This is a genomic window from Arthrobacter oryzae, assembly GCF_037911235.1.
GTDB lineage: Bacteria > Actinomycetota > Actinomycetes > Actinomycetales > Micrococcaceae > Arthrobacter > Arthrobacter oryzae_E.
The window spans coordinates 1-15,670 of sequence record NZ_JBBLYW010000067.1 but is presented as its reverse complement, the minus strand read 5'-3'; the positions used below and the strand labels follow the sequence as shown (position 1 = coordinate 15,670).

14 protein-coding genes are annotated in these 15,670 nt (G+C 64.5%); 6 read left to right on the top strand and 8 right to left on the bottom strand.

The window, feature by feature from the left end; translation table 11 throughout:
- Positions 1-78: 78 nt before the first annotated feature.
- Positions 79-960 carry a helix-turn-helix transcriptional regulator gene (locus WMN78_RS19425; RefSeq protein WP_340535400.1) on the top strand — a complete coding sequence of 294 codons (882 nt, stop codon included), beginning with the start codon at positions 79-81 and terminating at the stop codon, positions 958-960.
- A gap of 253 nt (positions 961-1,213) precedes the next feature.
- Here WMN78_RS19425 and WMN78_RS19420 read toward each other — a convergent pair whose 3' ends face one another.
- A complete protein-coding gene (locus WMN78_RS19420) occupies positions 1,214-1,651 on the bottom strand; it encodes an RDD family protein (protein WP_340535399.1) in 438 nt (145 codons plus the stop codon).
- Positions 1,652-1,924: 273 nt separating this feature from the next.
- Here WMN78_RS19420 and glnA (WMN78_RS19415) point away from each other — a divergent pair, with 273 nt between their 5' ends.
- Positions 1,925-3,349, top strand: a complete 1,425-nt coding sequence (gene glnA / locus WMN78_RS19415) for a type I glutamate--ammonia ligase (protein ID WP_340535398.1) — start codon at positions 1,925-1,927, stop codon at positions 3,347-3,349.
- Between the two features lie 183 nt (positions 3,350-3,532).
- Here the strand turns inward: glnA (WMN78_RS19415) and WMN78_RS19410 are convergent, their stop codons facing one another.
- The 5 genes from WMN78_RS19410 to glnA (WMN78_RS19390) all read right to left on the bottom strand — a co-directional run bounded on the left by WMN78_RS19410 (position 3,533) and on the right by glnA (WMN78_RS19390) (position 11,292).
- Positions 3,533-5,344 carry an S-layer homology domain-containing protein gene (locus WMN78_RS19410; RefSeq protein WP_340535397.1) on the bottom strand — a complete coding sequence of 604 codons (1,812 nt, stop codon included), beginning with the start codon at positions 5,342-5,344 and terminating at the stop codon, positions 3,533-3,535.
- Between the two features lie 471 nt (positions 5,345-5,815).
- Positions 5,816-6,331 (bottom strand): GNAT family N-acetyltransferase, encoded by a 516-nt coding sequence (locus WMN78_RS19405; RefSeq protein WP_340535396.1) that lies wholly within the window; start codon positions 6,329-6,331, stop codon positions 5,816-5,818.
- Positions 6,332-6,439: 108 nt separating this feature from the next.
- Positions 6,440-6,859: a VOC family protein gene (locus tag WMN78_RS19400; protein ID WP_340535395.1), complete on the bottom strand. Its 420-nt coding sequence runs from the start codon at positions 6,857-6,859 to the stop codon at positions 6,440-6,442.
- A 71-nt stretch (positions 6,860-6,930) separates the two neighbouring features.
- The gene (locus WMN78_RS19395; protein ID WP_340535394.1) at positions 6,931-9,942 is read right to left on the bottom strand and encodes a bifunctional [glutamine synthetase] adenylyltransferase/[glutamine synthetase]-adenylyl-L-tyrosine phosphorylase; all 3,012 of its coding nucleotides are present in this window, start codon (positions 9,940-9,942) and stop codon (positions 6,931-6,933) included.
- Between the two features lie 9 nt (positions 9,943-9,951).
- Complete coding sequence (gene glnA, locus WMN78_RS19390; protein ID WP_340535393.1) at positions 9,952-11,292, bottom strand: type I glutamate--ammonia ligase; 1,341 nt, start codon at positions 11,290-11,292, stop codon at positions 9,952-9,954.
- 269 nt (positions 11,293-11,561) lie between these two features.
- Between glnA (WMN78_RS19390) and panB the strand changes: the two genes are divergently transcribed.
- The gene (panB, locus tag WMN78_RS19385; protein ID WP_340535392.1) at positions 11,562-12,485 is read left to right on the top strand and encodes a 3-methyl-2-oxobutanoate hydroxymethyltransferase; all 924 of its coding nucleotides are present in this window, start codon (positions 11,562-11,564) and stop codon (positions 12,483-12,485) included.
- Between the two features lie 23 nt (positions 12,486-12,508).
- On the opposite strand, the gene WMN78_RS19380 is transcribed toward panB, so the two are convergent.
- Positions 12,509-13,084, bottom strand: coding sequence for a YceI family protein (locus WMN78_RS19380; protein WP_340535391.1), 576 nt, complete (start codon positions 13,082-13,084; stop codon positions 12,509-12,511).
- A 129-nt stretch (positions 13,085-13,213) separates the two neighbouring features.
- Entirely contained in the window at positions 13,214-13,378 is a 165-nt protein-coding gene (locus WMN78_RS19375) for an SPOR domain-containing protein (protein WP_340535390.1), read from the bottom strand.
- Between the two features lie 124 nt (positions 13,379-13,502).
- On the opposite strand from WMN78_RS19375, the gene map reads away from it, so the two are divergent.
- The 3 genes from map to WMN78_RS19360 form a co-directional block, all read left to right on the top strand.
- Entirely contained in the window at positions 13,503-14,381 is an 879-nt protein-coding gene (gene map / locus WMN78_RS19370; RefSeq protein WP_340535389.1) for a type I methionyl aminopeptidase, read from the top strand.
- Positions 14,382-14,453: 72 nt separating this feature from the next.
- Positions 14,454-15,257 carry a polyphosphate--glucose phosphotransferase gene (gene ppgK / locus WMN78_RS19365; protein WP_340535388.1) on the top strand — a complete coding sequence of 268 codons (804 nt, stop codon included), beginning with the start codon at positions 14,454-14,456 and terminating at the stop codon, positions 15,255-15,257.
- Between the two features lie 16 nt (positions 15,258-15,273).
- The coding region (locus WMN78_RS19360) for an SDR family NAD(P)-dependent oxidoreductase (RefSeq protein WP_340535387.1) at positions 15,274-15,670 on the top strand (397 nt) is incomplete at its 3' end.

Sequence of the window (15,670 nt, the reverse complement as noted above, 5' to 3'; positions counted from 1 at the left end):
TGCGGGCGGGGAGTCACGGCCGTTCCGGGTAACGCCAGTGCCTCCCTCGTTCCGGGGCGGCGGCGTAGCGTGGAAGCCATGACACACAGTGACGACGTGCGGAAGTTCCTGACTTCCCGCCGCGCAAGGATCACGCCTGAGGAGGCCGGGCTGCCGGTCTATGGCGGCAACCGGCGCGTTACCGGGCTGCGCCGCGAGGAAGTCGCCATGCTCGCCGGGATGAGCATCGACTACTACATACGCCTTGAGCGGGGAAACCTCTCCGGCGCCTCGGACAGCGTCCTTGAAGCCCTCGGGCGTGCCCTGAAGCTCGACGACGCCGAAACGGCCCATCTTTTTGACCTTGCCCGCGCCGCCACCGCCTCCCCGCGGGTGCGGCGCAAACGCAGCCCTCTGACGGTGCGGCCGAGCGTGCAACGCGTCATCGATGCGATCACGGCGGCGCCGGCCTGGGTCCGCAACGACCGAGGGGATGTCCTCGCATCCAACGAACTGGGCCGTGCCCTGTATCTGGACATGATGACGGAGGGGCCCACTCCGCCGAACAGCGCACGCTTCACCTTCCTGAATCCGAAAGCGCGGGAGTTCTTCTCCGATTGGGAACGCGCAGCGGACGACGTCGTCGCAGTCCTGCGCTCCACGGCCGGGAAAAACCCGTACGACAAGGACCTCACGGACCTGATCGGTGAACTCTCAACCCGCAGCGAGGAGTTCCGCACCCGGTGGGCCCGTCACGACGTGAAGTACCACCGCGCCGGACGCAAACGGCTCCACCACCCGATCGTGGGCGATTTGGACTTGGGCTTTGAAGCGCTGGAATTCCCCGCAGACCCGGGACTGCGCATCAACGTGTACACAGCAGATCCCCAGACACCATCCGAGGACGCACTTAAACTCCTCGCCAGTTGGGCCGCCACCCAGCGTGAAACGACCAAGGCCGCGGTCAAGGAGAAAAAATGAGCCACCGTCCTCCACTCTCCTGGTCGTCGGTGCCACCGGCAGCATCGGCCGCTACGCCGTGGCTGAGGCGCGGAACATTGTCATGCTCCAAGGCGACAGGCGACAGGCCGGCTCACCGCGCGACGGCGTTATCGCCAGGGACCAGATCGCGCGCGTCCTCATCGACAGTCTTCACATTGATGCCCCGAAATGTTTCGTGACGATCTCGCCGAAATCAGAGCGGGACGCGTCAAAGCCGGGGACGGAAACGGGGCTACATACGCACGAGGATGGTGTTCATCGCCTTGTCGTGCAGGCCGCGGTGATCCGGATCGAAGATGACCGCGGGGATCACCAGGCACAGCAACAGGGTGCGGACCAGGGCGGCCAGCGGCCCTGCCGGGGCGCCGCCTAGTCGGACCACGTGGATTCCCAGGAGCCGGTGGCCAATACTGTAGCCGAGGGTTCCAATGAGCAGGATCTGCTCCGCTGCGAACACGGCCAGCGTCGCCCAAGAGTCTCCGCCGAAGGCATAGTTGCTGATCAGGAGCGCGAGTCCCCAGTCGATGCAGATGGCCAGGATCCGGCGGCCCGCCCGTGCCAAGGAACCGGGGCCCGCCTCGGGCAAGCCGAGGCGCTCGCCGGGGTATTTGGAAATGCCGGACGTGTCCGGCCCGCTGAGCCAGGAACCTATGTCTTTGCGATCAACCACGCCTTAAGCCTATCCGCTGCGCGGCTCCCCCTACGAAGTTCACAGTATGGATGCGGATGGACCACAGTGTGGACACCGTATAGCGTTTACATATCAGGCGGTTACGTAACCTGCCGGAAACATAGCGGACACGGACGGGAAATCCCGTGTCCCTAGGGTGGTAACAGTTGCTAGCGAGCTGGGAGCGGGGACACTTTTGTGTTTTCGCGCCGTCGGATTGCGCTGGACCACATGGCTTTCCAGCCAGTTATTACTTATGCGTAAGGAGCATAGATGTTCAAGACTGCGGACGAAGTCCTCAAGTTCATCAAGGACGAAGATATTAAATTCGTCGATATCCGCTTCACCGATCTTCCCGGCGTGCAGCAGCACTTCAACGTCCCGGCCAAGAGCGTTGATGCAGACTTCTTCATCAACGGCCAGCTCTTCGACGGATCTTCCATCCGCGGTTTCCAGGGCATCGCCGAGTCCGACATGCAGCTCATCCCGGACGTCACCACCGCATTCCTGGATACCTTCCGCATGGAGAAGACGCTTGCGCTGAACTTCTCCATCGTGAACCCCCGCACGGGTGACCCTTACCACCGCGACCCCCGCGGCGTGGCCGAGAAGGCTGAGGCCTACCTCGCTTCCACCGGCATCGCCGACACCGCTTTCTTCGCCCCCGAAGCCGAGTTCTTCGTCTTCGACAACGTCCAGTACCAGTCCTCCCCGCAGGGCAGCTTCTACAAGATTGACTCCGAAGAAGCCCACTGGAACACGGGCCGCGAAGAAGAAGGCGGAAACCTCGGCTACAAGACCCCCGTCAAGGGCGGCTACTTCCCGGTCTCCCCCACCGACAAGCAGGCCGACCTGCGTGACGCCATGTGTGTCGCCCTGGACGAGGCCGGCCTTGAGGTCGAGCGCAGCCACCACGAAGTCGGTTCCGCCGGCCAGGCTGAAATCAACTACAAGTTCACCACGCTGACCCACGCGGCTGATGACCTGCAGAAGTTCAAGTACGTCATCAAGAACACCGCTGACGCCTGGGGCAAGTCGGTCACCTTCATGCCGAAGCCCGTCTTCGGTGACAACGGCTCGGGCATGCACTGCCACCAGTCGCTGTGGACCGGTGGCGAGCCGCTGTTCTACGACGAGAAGGGCTACGCCGGCCTGTCCGACACCGCCCGCTGGTACATCGGCGGCCTGCTGAAGCACTCCTCCGCTGTGCTCGCCTTCACCAACCCGACGGTCAACTCCTACCGCCGCCTGGTCAAGGGCTTCGAAGCTCCGGTCAACATGGTTTACTCGCAGGGCAACCGCTCCGCAGGAATCCGCATCCCCATCACGGGTTCCAACCCGAAGGCCAAGCGCATCGAATTCCGCGCTCCGGACCCCTCCTCCAACCCGTACCTGGCATTCGCTGCCCAGCTGATGGCCGGCATTGACGGCATCCGCAACCGCATCGAACCGCCGGCTCCCATCGACAAGGACCTCTACGAGCTCCCCGCTGAGGAAGCCAAGGACATCCCCAAGGCACCGGGCACGCTCGAGGAAGCCCTGGACGCACTGGCCGAGGACAACGAGTTCCTGCAGGCCGGCGGCGTGTTCACCCAGGACCTGATTGACACCTGGATCGAGTACAAGTACGAGAACGAGATCCGCCCGCTGTCCCTGCGCCCGAACCCGTACGAGTTCGAGCTCTACTACGGCGTCTAGTCAGACCCCGCGACTGAGCTCCGCTTAGTCCACGAAGAAGTCCGCACGTGCTGCCCCGGCAGCACCTGCGGACTTTTTTGTCGTGCGGAACGCCTCGTCGATGGCCGCCCGGGCAATGCGAAGGCGGTCACAGGTTCACCTGTGACCGCCTTCGGTCGTCACCTTTCGCCCATGGGGGGCGTATCAGGCCACGCACCCGCCATTGGCTGCCACGTAACCGTCGAGACGGTAGATGAAAGCGGCCATCTGCTCACGGGTCACGGCGTCGGCCGGCCGGTAGGTGCCGTCGGCCCAGCCGGTGGAGATGCGGGCGTACTTCATCCAGGAAATCTCCCGATAGAAGCCGCTCCCGGGCGTCATGTCGACGAAAGGAGAAACGACGGGGGCAGCGACCTCCGCGTCTGAAATGCGGCAGAGCTTCCCCGCGTAGCGGTTGAGGAAGGCTGACATCGCTTCGCGGGTGATCGATTCATAAGGCCGGTAGGTCCTATCCGCCCAGCCCGTGGAAAGTTCGGTGAATTTCATCCATGCAATCGGACGGTAGAAATCGTGGGAGGTCGGAACGTCGGCAAACGGCGACACGGCCGGCGGAGTGAAGTCCGGGTTACCCGCAAGCCGGTACATGAACGCAGCCATTGCCTCCCGGGACATCGTGGTGAACGGCCGGAAGGTACCGTCGGCCCAGCCGGTGGACAACTTTTGGTAGTACATCCAGTCGATCTGGCTCTGGAACGCGGACTGATACGCGTCAACGAACGGTGAGGCGTTGATGGTGACGCCCGCTGACGTGCTCGTCACGTAGTCGATCGTCACCCTCGTGCCTGTATAGGTGGTGAAGGTCTGGCCTGCCTGCCAGGTCTGGTTGGGCGCGTAGTAGCCCGAGAAAGGGAGAGTAGATGGCATGAGAATCAGTGAACTGACGGCGGTGGCTCCTCCTGACTGGACAATCTTGACGCCCCGGTTGCCACTGACGGCCGTCGATGTGTCGTAGCCGACAGGCAGGCGCAGTTCCAGGTAGTAGACCTCCTTGCTCTTCGGATCGGTGAACTTCACTGCGCGGTTGGCGTCGCTTCCGGCCCAGGCCTTCAGCGTGTATTTCGTGATTCCCGAAACCAGGCCGGCATTGAAGACCTCGTCCCCGCGGCCGAATCCCCCGCGATCCCAGAAGCTGGAGCTGATGGCCGGAATGCTGTACTGCGCGGCGCCCATCAGGTCGGTGGTGTCGCCATATTCACGGATGCTGCAGGACGAGTCCGCGAATCCGCCCGTGGTGGCAGGGCCGACGTCGGCGATCCCGCTGCCGCATTGCAGGCTGTCGGCGTGCATGAGGCCAAGAACGTGCCCGAACTCGTGCGCGACAACGTTGTTGGTGAACTTGCTGGGCTGGGGCATCAGGATACGACCGCTCGTGCCATCACTGCTGGCCCCGAAGCCCAGGGCGCCCCAGGAGAGGGTGGGAACGGGAATGAAAATGACCAGGGCGGTGTACGGGCTGCTGACCCATCCCAGTTCGCGGGTCACCGTGTTGGTGATGGTGTAGTAGTCCTGGCCTGACGTCGCCGAGGATTTGAATCCCGTCCGAACGGAGGCCACCGACATGGACAGCCTGTTGTTGGACATAGCCTTCCAATAGCTGCTGGAAGCCGTAATTCCGTTCTTGGCCGCGTCCAGGGAAATGGCGCTGGTTTCCGCCGAGCTCTTGTCCGCCAATTGCACTGTCACTAGCGCCACCTTGATATCGCCGGTCCTTGTGAGGCCGGCAGCGCTTTGACTTTCCAGGGATTCGGTGGCGAATTCCTGGCCCTTCGGCAGTTGGGCAACGCCCGCCTCCGAAGCGTGCGCAGCGTGGGGTGTACCGTCCACCTGCTCCACGGGGATGGTATCGGGAGAAGGGGCCGTGGCGGCCAGTGCGGGTGAAGCCGGCAGGTAGGCCAGCGCGGCTGACGATAGAAACAACGCGGCGAAGAGGGCAGCGGTTCGCTGAGGAAGAGGCATGGTGGCTTTCGTGCTGAAGGGCTGGGGAGACCTGGGAGGACCGCCTTGCAGGGGGCTTCCCACTTCCGGTGCGGTCCGTGCCGTTGCCGAAATCCCGGAATCGATCTGGCATCGCCAGCCGGCCTAAACGGGCTGGATTCACGGACCCCTGGAGGCTAGGTGCCGGCGCCCCGCCTCTTGGCGAACCGGATCCTGGGAAGAAGTGGAGCGCTGCTGGCGCAGATAAGGCCGCGCAGGCTGTATGTCACTGAGGCACTGATGAAGGGGCGCGGTTCAACCAACACCGACGGGTCGGGAAAAGGCCTCGCTCCGCTTTGTACTGCGTGGCATTCACCGGCCCCCAGTATCACAGATGCACTCAGGATGCACTAAAGATACATGTGTCACTCCAGTCACAGCAACCCCAAGGAGCACACACGTCCGGCCGGCCGGGAGCGGCCCCACGGCTGAAGCCGGAGCCGGAGCGAGCGCCTAGAAGGCGCAGTACATTGTCCGCTGCGGACCGGCGTCGCCGCCCAGGTACTGTCCCCGGTCCTCAAAACCCGCCTTGCGGTAAGCGGCCACGCCGGCGGGGTTGCGTTCGTTGACGGAAAGTACGACGCCGGCCTCTCCCCCGCCCAGCCGGGCCGTCAGTTTTGCGGCCTCCCGGACGGCAGCAGCAGCGGCCTGGGTGCCCAGACCGTGGCCCTGGTGCGTGCGGTCGATCAGAAAGCCCCGCAACAGCCACACCGAGCCGTCGTCCGCCCAGCCGGCCAGCGATGCCGCGTCGCGTTGCAGCGTCAGGACGCCAACTGCCTTTCCGCCCGAGTCCACCACATAGGGAACGCGCGAATCCTCTTCGAGCGCCACGAGCATCATGCGCAGCGGATCGCCGGCGAAGTCCTGCTGGCCTTCGGCGAGTTCAAGTTCCGCAACTTCGCCGAGCTTGATGGCCCGTGCGTCGTCGTCAAGGCTCTTCAGGGCAATGAGCCACACGGAATCAGGCATGGACCGAGCCTACCCACAAACCACGACGCCGGCCGTCACCGGTGGTGGTGACGGCCGGCGCCGTAATCCACAGCGGACCTGAAACCTGGAAGTGCAGTGCGGCGGGCCTTAGGGGGCCTGCGCGTCGGGCGGCGGTCCGGCCGGGTCCATCCAGAAGACCTCCCAGAGGTGGCCGTCCGGGTCCTGGAAGCTGTGGTTGTACATGAAGCCGTAGTCCTGGACTTCCTGCGCGGGAGCGCCGCCTGCAGCCAAGGCCTTGCGGACCGCTTCGTCCACGGCTTCCCGGCTGTCCACGGAGAATGCAACGATCGCTTCGGCCTTGCTGCCGGTGTCCGCTATGCCCTTGGAAATGAACGTCTTGAAGTAGCTTTCCACCAGCAACATGACGTAGGCGCCGTCATTAATAATCATGCAAGTGGCATTCTCATCGGTGAAATCCGGGTTGAAGGAAAAGCCGAGCGCTGTGAAGAACTCGACCGACCTGTTGAGGTCCTTGACGGGTAGGTTCAGAAAGAGTTGCGTGGCCATGCGGTCAAACTAGCACCGGGCCCGCCGCGTGTCAGCACCCGGTGCTGCTGCGCAGCCTGCCGCGGACCGGGTTACTGGCCGTAAAAGACGCGTTCGAAAACGGCGCGGGCGCGCCTGCTGAGCCGCAGGTAGTCCTCTTCGAGGGCTGCGGCGTTGCCTGGGTCGTAGCCGCACCAGCGGGCCACGGCTTCGAGGTCCCTGCGGGAGGACGGAAGGAGATCGGACGCCCGGCCTGTCCAGATGACGTTGGCCGACCTGATGCGGCTGGCCAGCCGCCAGGCGCTGAGCAGGATCTCCGCCTCATCCTGCCCCAGGAGGCCCAGGGAGGCAGCGGCTTCCAGGGCCGGCACGGTGGACGTGGTCCGCAGCTCCGCGTGCTTGCCCGCATGCTGCAGCTGCAGCAGCTGAACGAGCCATTCGACGTCGCTCAGGCCGCCGCGCCCCAGCTTAAGGTGCCGCGCGGGATCGGCGCCGCGGGGCAGCCGCTCTGCTTCAACCCGGGCCTTGACCCGGCGGATTTCCCGGATGTCCTTGTCCGACAGCTCCGCAGGATAGCGAATGGGGTCGATCAGCTCCACGAAGTCAGCGGCAAGGTCGTCATCCCCTGCGATGGGCAAGGCCCGAAGCAGCGCCTGGGCTTCCCAGACCAGCGACCACCGCCTGTAATACTCGGCGTAGGAATCCAGGGACCGGACCATGGCGCCGCTCTTGCCTTCCGGCCGCAGGTCGGCGTCCACCATCAGCACCCGCTCGGCCAGGATGGCGGGCTTCAGCGGCTGGGTCAGCAGGTTCGAAATGTGGCCCACGATCTGGGCGGCCTGGTTCTGCGCCTCTTCCTCGGGAACCCCCGGAAGGCCGCGGTGCACATACATGACATCCGCATCCGAGCCGTAGCCGATTTCACGTCCGCCCTGCCGGCCCATGGCCACCACCAGGACCCGGGTCTTCAGCGGACCGGACGCAGCGACGATTCCTTCAGCGACGCGGAGTGCGCCCAGTACGGCTGCCCGGTCCGTGTCCGCGAGGGCGGCGCCCACCTGGTCCTGGTCCAGCCGTCCGGCGCTGTCCGCGATGGCGACCCTGAGGATCTCCCGGCGCCGGATCAGGCGGATGAGGCGCATGGCGCTTTCCGGATCCTCGTGCCGCGACATTTTTGAGGTGATTTCCAGCCACTGGGCCTCGAATCCCAGCGGCGCCAGGTCCTTGTCGGTCCCCAGCCACGCCACCGATTCAGGGGACACCTCGAGCAGGTCGGTGATCAGGCGGGAGTTGGAAAGCACATGGCACAGCCGTTCGGCGGCCGCGGTCGAATCCCGCAGCATCCCCAGGTACCAGTGCGTTGTACCCAGAGCCTCGCTGACACGGCGGAAACCCAGCAGCCCGGCGTCGGGGTCCACCCCGTCGGCCAGCCAGCCGAGCAGGATGGGCAGGAGCTGGCGCTGCAGTGCGGCACGCCGGCTGACTCCGGCGGTGAGCGCCTCGATATGGCGCATGGCGCCCGGCGGATCCAGATACCCCAGTGCGGCCAGGCGGCCCTGGGCCGCCTCCGGCGTCAGCCGCGCGTCTTCACTGCTCAGCTTGGCGGCGGTGTTCAGCAGCGGCCGGTAGAAAATGCGCTCGTGCAATTCGCGGACGGAACGCTTGGTCTTCTGCCACGCAGCAAGCAGGGCATCGGGGTGCGGGCGTTCACGCGCGAACGGGCCCAACACGGCCTTGGCGAGGGCACGCAGGGCCTCTTCACGCTCCGGCATCAGGTGTGTACGGCGCAGCTGGAAGAGCTGGATCCGGTGTTCCAGCAGGCGCAGGTACCGGTAGGCGTGGTCGAATTCAGCGGCGTCCGTGCGTCCGATATAGCCGCCGGCGGAGAGCGCGGCGATGGCCGAGGTGGTGTCCCGGCGGCGGAGGGATTCGTCGGCCTTACCGTGCACCAGCTGCAGCAATTGCACGGTGAACTCGACGTCCCGCAGGCCGCCGCGGCCCAGTTTGATCTGGCGCTGTTCCTCATCCGCGGGAATGTTGTCCGTGACCCGGCGGCGCATGGCCTGCACGGATTCCACGAATCCTTCCCGGTTCGCCGAACCCCAGATCAGCGGAAGGACCGCGGCCTCGTACCGGGCGCCCAGCTCCGCGTCGCCGGCGATCGTTCGCGCTTTCAGAAGGGCCTGGAATTCCCAGCTTTCGGCCCAGCGGGCATAGTAGCTCTCATGGGATGCCAGCGTCCGCACCAGCGGTCCCGATTTGCCCTCGGGCCGCAGGTTGGCATCCACTTCCCACAGGCCTGGTTCGCGGCCGATGGACATGATGGCCCGGGAGATCCCGGTGGCAAGGGCTGTCCCGATGGTGTTGGCACGGGCGTCGTCCAGGCCGTCCGCTTCGATCACGTAGATGACGTCGACGTCGGAGATGTAGTTAAGTTCGCGGGCACCGCATTTGCCCATGCCGATGACCGCCAGCCCGACGTCGGCGATCTCCGCCGGGTCGAACTGTTCGCAGGCTTCAGCCCGGGATACCGCCAGGGCCGCCTCGATGGCTGCGCCCGCAAGGTCTGCCAGCTCGGCACCCGCGGCGGGCATGAAGTCCAGAGGGTCGGCGGCGCACAGGTCCTTGACCGCCAGGTCCACCACACCCCTGCGGTACGCAGTGCGAAGCGCCACATAGGCCTCTGCCCCGGACAGCCCGGCCACGGGCCTGCGTACCTTCGGATCGGCCTGCACGGACCGCAGGAGCCTCGACCTCAGTTCACCCGCATCTGCGGCGACCGGCTCCGGGCTCGCCACCACATCGAAAGCGTCAAGGTGCTCCGGGTGGCGGATCAGGAACTCGCCCAGGGCTTCCGAGGCACCCAGGACCCGGTACAGCGGCTCGCTCGTGTCAATGTCCGCGGCAGCAAGTTTCCGAAGGTCGGGATGCTTTTCGATCAGGCGGACCAGCGACTGCAGCGCGGTGTCCGGGCTGGCCGCCAGGTGGAGGCCTGCGAAGAGCGCCTTCTGGTCGATCCCCTCAAGTTCCCGGGCAGCCAAGAACCGCTCCCCCTTTTCCAGGTCACTGAAACCGGCGGAGATCAGGCGACGGGCAAGGCTCACCGGAGCCGCCTACAGGATGCCGAGGTTGCGTTGCAGCTCGTAGGGCGTCACCTGGAGACGGTAGTCCTGCCATTCGGCGCGCTTGTTCCGCAGGAAGTACTCGAAGACCTGCTCGCCGAGGATCTGCGGCATGAGTTCGGAATCCTCCATGGTCCTGATCGCATCGTGCAGGCTCGCGGGCAGCGGATCGTGCCCCATGGCACGGCGTTCTGCCGAGCTCAGCGACCAGATGTCGTCCTCGGCGGCGGCGGGAATGTCGTAGCCCTCTTCGATGCCCTTTAGTCCTGCGCCGAGCAGGACGGCGTACGCCAGGTAGGGGTTGGCCGCGGAGTCGATGCCGCGGTACTCGATGCGCGCGGACTGGCCCTTGCCCGGCTTGTACAGCGGAACGCGCACCAGCGCGGAGCGGTTGTTGTGGCCCCAGCTCAGGTAGCTGGGCGCTTCACCGCCGCCCCAGAGCCGCTTGTACGAGTTCACGAACTGGTTGGTCACAGCGGTGAACTCTGGGGCGTGCTTGAGGATGCCGGCGATGAACTGTTTGGCGGTCTTTGACAGCTGGAATTCCGCACCGGCTTCGTAGAAGGCGTTGGTGTCGCCTTCGAACAGCGAGAAGTGCGTGTGCATGCCCGAACCCGGGTGGGCGGTGAACGGTTTGGGCATAAAGGTGGCGTACGTGCCCTGCTGGAGGGCGACTTCCTTGATGACGGTGCGGAAGGTCATGATGTTGTCCGCAGTCTGCAGGGCGTCCGCGTAACGGAGATCGATCTCGTTCTGCCCGGGGCCGGCTTCGTGGTGGCTGAACTCGACGGAAATTCCCACGGATTCGAGCATGGTGACGGCGGTACGGCGGAAATCCTGCGCGACGCCGCCCGGGACGTGGTCGAAGTACCCGCCCTCGTCCACAGGAACAGGCGACCCGTCCGGCCCGGGCTCCTGGGACTTCAGCAGGTAGAACTCGATCTCGGGGTGCGTGTAGCAGGTGAAGCCCATGTCCGCGGCCTTCGCGAGGGTGCGCTTGAGGACGTTGCGGGGATCCGCCGCGGAGGGCTCGCCGTCGGGCGTCAGGATGTCGCAGTACATGCGCGAAGTTTGTTCGGTTTCCCCGCGCCACGGCAGGATCTGGAACGTGGAGGGGTCCGGCTGCGCCAGCATGTCCGATTCGAACACGCGGGCCAGCCCCTCGATCGCGGAGCCGTCGAAGCCCAGGCCCTCTTCGAAGGCGCCCTCGACTTCGGCGGGGGCAAGCGCAACAGACTTGAGTGAACCCACGACATCCGTGAACCACAGACGCACGAACCGTACGTCGCGTTCTTCGATTGTCCGCAGGACAAACTCTTGCTGGCGGTCCATGATGGCCTCTTCTCCGGATCAACGTTTTTGATGCCCCGGGTCCGTACTCTCTATGGCCGGCGGCAGCTCACGATTCACTTTACTAAGCATTCCCGCTGAATGTTGGAGCCGGAGGTCTGCGTAACACACCGTTAACATGCATGCCTGACCCTGGCGCCGGGCAGGAGGGCCCGCGCAAGGCCCTGGAGACGCCGGTTTGTGACGCGATTCACCGGCAGGGGCATGGCGTTCGGTAGCTAGGACTTGCAGTATCGCACTACGCTCTAGCCATGGCCACAAGCAACAGTTCGGATTCCAGCATGTCCACTGAAGTACCTGCTCCCTACGGCAACGGGCCCGCCGGGGCCGCCGAAACGCCTGCGGGGAGTGCACCGGGGCCGGACACTGCGAGGAAGCCCGTGGCACGAATCCGGACCCACCACCTGCAGCAGGCCAAGGCCAACGGCGAACACTTTGCCATGCTCACGGCCTACGAGCAGTACACTGCCGAGATTTTCGACGAAGCCGGCATCGAGGTGCTTCTCGTTGGCGACTCCGCGTCCAACAACGTCTTCGGAAACGAGACCAGCCTCCCGGTGACCGTCGAGGAACTGCTGCCGCTGTGCCGCGCCGTGGCGCGGTCGGCCAAACGGGCCCTCGTGGTGGCGGACCTCCCCTTCGGAAGCTATGAGGTCTCAGCCGAACAGGCGGTGGCCACCGGCGTCCGATTCCTGAAGGAAGGACTTGCCCATGCCGTGAAGATTGAAGGCGGCAAGTTCTACGCCGAAACCGTCCGCGCCATGGTCCAGGCCGGCATTCCGGTCATGGCGCACATCGGATTCACTCCGCAAAGCGAGCATTCCCTGGGCGGCTACCGGGTCCAGGGCCGCGGTGATGACGCACAACGGCTCATCGACGATGCTGTGGCCCTCGCCGACGCCGGAGCCTTCAGTGTCCTGATGGAAATGGTTCCTGCCGCCACCGCAGCGGCCGTCGATGCCGCGATAGCTGTTCCGACCGTCGGCATCGGTGCCGGCAACACGACGACCGGCCAGGTCCTGGTGTGGCAGGACATGGCCGGACTTCGCGGCGGAAAAATGGCCAAATTCGTCAAGCAGTATGCTGATCTGCGTACGTCGCTGAGCAACGCAGCAAAGGCCTACGGCGACGATGTGCGGACGGGCCAGTTCCCCGGCCCCGAGCACTCGTTCTAAGGAAGCACCGGCCGGGGCTCCCCCTACGCTTCGGCGCGTGTGGCGCCGTCACCGACCTTGATGGCGGACACTTCAAACTCCAGCGTGATCTTGTCCGACACGAGCACGCCGCCGGAGTCCAGGGCCGTATTCCATTTGAGCCCGAAATCCTGGCGGTCGATGCGACGGGAACCTTCGAAGCCGGCCCGGAGGTTGCCCATCGGGTCCCGTTCGACGCCGATAAAGTCGATCGGGATCGAAATCTCCTTGGTGATGCCCCGAATAGTCACGTCGCCGCTGACAATGAAGTGGCCCTCGTCTACCTGATCCACCCGGTTGCTCACGAAGGTGATCTCCGGGAACCGGGGGGCGTCGAAGAAATCGTTGGTCCGCAAGTGCTGATCGCGGTCAGCATTTCGGGTGTCAATGCTCGCGACCTTGACGGTCAGTTCAACCTTTGAGCGGTCGGGCTGCTCCGCGTCGACAACTATCGAGCCTTCGAGGTCGTTGAAAGCTCCGCGAACCTTGGTGACCATTGCGTGGCGGGTCGAAAAGCCGATGCGTGTATGCGTCGGATCGAACCGCCACTCTCCTGTGTATTCTGGCTTGATTTCGGCCATGACTCTCCTCTTCGCGATACCGGCCTGTCCGGTACTCGGATGTGTGCTTACTCTTGCAGACGGACGTCCCGCTGGAGTGGCCGCGGCACCCGGAACCCGACGGCGGCACTGCCGGTTCCTCGAAACGCGTCAGTCTTCCTCGCCCTTTTCCCACGATTCGTTGCGTGCCTTGACCTTCTCCAGCGCGTGTTCGGCTTCGGCGCGCGTCTTGTATGGCCCGATCAGCTGCGTCCAATCGGACATGGCGTCCTCTTCCACCTCATGGGTTTTGACGTTGTACCAGTACTCGGTCATCGCTGCTCCTCGCATCCTACGGACTTCCTGCGGCTGAAAGTGATCCACGTAACGTAGCGCTTCATCGTGTGCCGATCCGGCTGTCCGTTACATGGGCTTCTACGCCTGCTTATATGATCAATCTATGCCTTCTCTTGCTTCGACTGCACCCACCGGAACTCTTGTCCCCGGAACGGTGAGCCCGCAGCTGCCCGTCCCGGCGTCAATTCCCCGCCCCGAGTATGTTGGCAAGCCCGGCCCGGAGAAGTTCACCGGCTCGGAGGTGAAATCCGCCGAGACCATTGAGAAGATCAGGATCGCCAGCCGGATCGCGGCCCGGGCCATCGTGGAGGTCGGCAAGCACATCGAGCCCGGCGTCACGACTGATCAGCTGGACAAGATCGGCCATGAATTCCTGCTGGACCATCATGCCTATCCGTCGACGCTGGGTTACCGGGGCTTCCCCAAGTCGCTGTGCTCATCGCTGAACGAGGTGATCTGCCACGGAATACCGGACAGCACTGTGGTGCAGGACGGCGACATCCTGAACATCGACATCACCGCCTTCATCGGCGGCGTGCACGGCGACACAAACTTCACTTTCCTGGTGGGAGACGTGGATGAGGAATCCCGACTCCTGGTGGAACGCACCAAGGAGTCCCTCAACCGCGCCATCAAGGCAGTGGCCCCCGGACGGGAAATCAACGTCATCGGCCGCGCCATCCAGTCCTACGCCAAGCGTTTCGGCTACGGTGTCGTCCGGGACTTCACCGGCCACGGCGTTGGCGAAGCCTTCCACACCGGCCTGATCATTCCGCATTATGATGCTGCTCCCGCCTACAACACAGTCATGGAAACGGGCATGGTGTTCACCATCGAACCTATGCTGACACTGGGTACGGTTGAGTGGGACATGTGGGCCGATGAGTGGACAGTGGTGACGCGCGACCGCAAGCGCACGGCCCAGTTCGAGCACACCCTGCTCGTCACCGAATCCGGCGCCGAGATCCTCACCCTTCCCTGATTTTCCTGCCGGCCCCGCCGGTTTCTTATCCGCTCCCCCCATTGCCCGACACCAGCCACGAACGGAATCACATTGGCCAAGAAGGACGACAAGTCAACCAAGAACGCCCCGCTGATCGGAATTGACATCGGCGGCACCGGAATCAAGGGCGGCATAGTCGACCTCAAGAAGGGCAAGCTCGTAGGCGACCGCTTCCGGGTCCCCACGCCGCAGCCCGCCACCCCGGAGTCCGTTGCCGAAACAGTGGCCGCGGTGGTCGAGGAGCTCAACGCACGGCCGGACGCCCCTGCCGTGGATTCCCCCATCGGTGTGACCTTCCCGGGCATCATCCAGCACGGTGTGGTGCACTCGGCAGCCAACGTCGACAAGTCCTGGCTCAACACGGACATCGATGCGCTGCTGACGAAGCGCCTGGGGCGCCCGGTCGAGGTCATCAACGACGCCGACGCCGCCGGCCTCGCCGAAGCCCGTTATGGTGCCGGTGAAGGCGTTTCGGGCACAGTGCTCGTGATTACGCTCGGGACGGGTATCGGCTCCGCCTTCATCTTCAACGGCAAGCTGGTCCCGAACGCCGAACTCGGACACCTGGAAATTGACGGTTTTGACGCCGAAAGCAAGGCGTCAGCCGTGGCCCGCGAGCGGGACGGCCTGAGCTGGACCGAATACAGCGTCCTCCTCCAGCGATACTTCTCCCACGTCGAGTTCCTCTTCTCCCCCGAACTTTTCATCGTCGGCGGCGGCATCTCCAAGCGCGCCGACGAGTACCTGCCGCATATGAAGCTCCGTACGCCGATTGTCCCGGCCGAGCTCAAAAACGACGCCGGGATTGTGGGCGCCGCGATCGAGGTCGCGCTGACCCATAAACTGGCTAAATAGGCAGCACGCCGTTTCCGTGGCTGCCACAGGCAGGGACGTAGCCATTGTCACCGGCGCCAGCCGCGGAATCGGCGCTGCCATCGCCCTCCGCGCGGCACGTGCCGGGTACACGGTCCTGGTCAACTACTCCGCGGACGCCGCTGGTGCCGCGTCCGTTGTGCGGGAGATCCGTGACTCCGGCGGGGAAGCGCTCGCCAGGCAGGCAGACGTCAGCGATCCCGAGGCAGTGGAATCCATGTTTGACGCGGCAGCCACCCTGGGCCCGGTCACGGCCGTCATCAATAATGCCGGTATCACCGGCAACCTGATCGGGAATCTCGCGGACGTGCCTGCGGCCACCATCCGCCGCGTCATGGAAGTCAACGTGTCCGGGCTGATCTACGTCTGCCAGGAAGCAGTGCGGAGGCTCAGCA

Excerpts from the sequence above, each read along its gene's own strand:
- WMN78_RS19425 (WP_340535400.1), top strand. The coding sequence starts at position 79 with ATGACACACAGTGACGACGTGCGGAAGTTCCTGACTTCCCGCCGCGCA.
- glnA (WP_340535398.1), top strand. The coding sequence starts at position 1,925 with ATGTTCAAGACTGCGGACGAAGTCCTCAAGTTCATCAAGGACGAAGAT.
- WMN78_RS19410 (WP_340535397.1), bottom strand. The coding sequence starts at position 5,344 with ATGCCTCTTCCTCAGCGAACCGCTGCCCTCTTCGCCGCGTTGTTTCTA.
- WMN78_RS19405 (WP_340535396.1), bottom strand. The coding sequence starts at position 6,331 with ATGCCTGATTCCGTGTGGCTCATTGCCCTGAAGAGCCTTGACGACGAC.
- WMN78_RS19400 (WP_340535395.1), bottom strand. The coding sequence starts at position 6,859 with ATGGCCACGCAACTCTTTCTGAACCTACCCGTCAAGGACCTCAACAGG.
- glnA (WP_340535393.1), bottom strand. The coding sequence starts at position 11,292 with ATGGACCGCCAGCAAGAGTTTGTCCTGCGGACAATCGAAGAACGCGAC.
- panB (WP_340535392.1), top strand. The coding sequence starts at position 11,562 with ATGGCCACAAGCAACAGTTCGGATTCCAGCATGTCCACTGAAGTACCT.
- WMN78_RS19380 (WP_340535391.1), bottom strand. The coding sequence starts at position 13,084 with ATGGCCGAAATCAAGCCAGAATACACAGGAGAGTGGCGGTTCGATCCG.
- WMN78_RS19375 (WP_340535390.1), bottom strand. The coding sequence starts at position 13,378 with ATGACCGAGTACTGGTACAACGTCAAAACCCATGAGGTGGAAGAGGAC.
- map (WP_340535389.1), top strand. The coding sequence starts at position 13,503 with ATGCCTTCTCTTGCTTCGACTGCACCCACCGGAACTCTTGTCCCCGGA.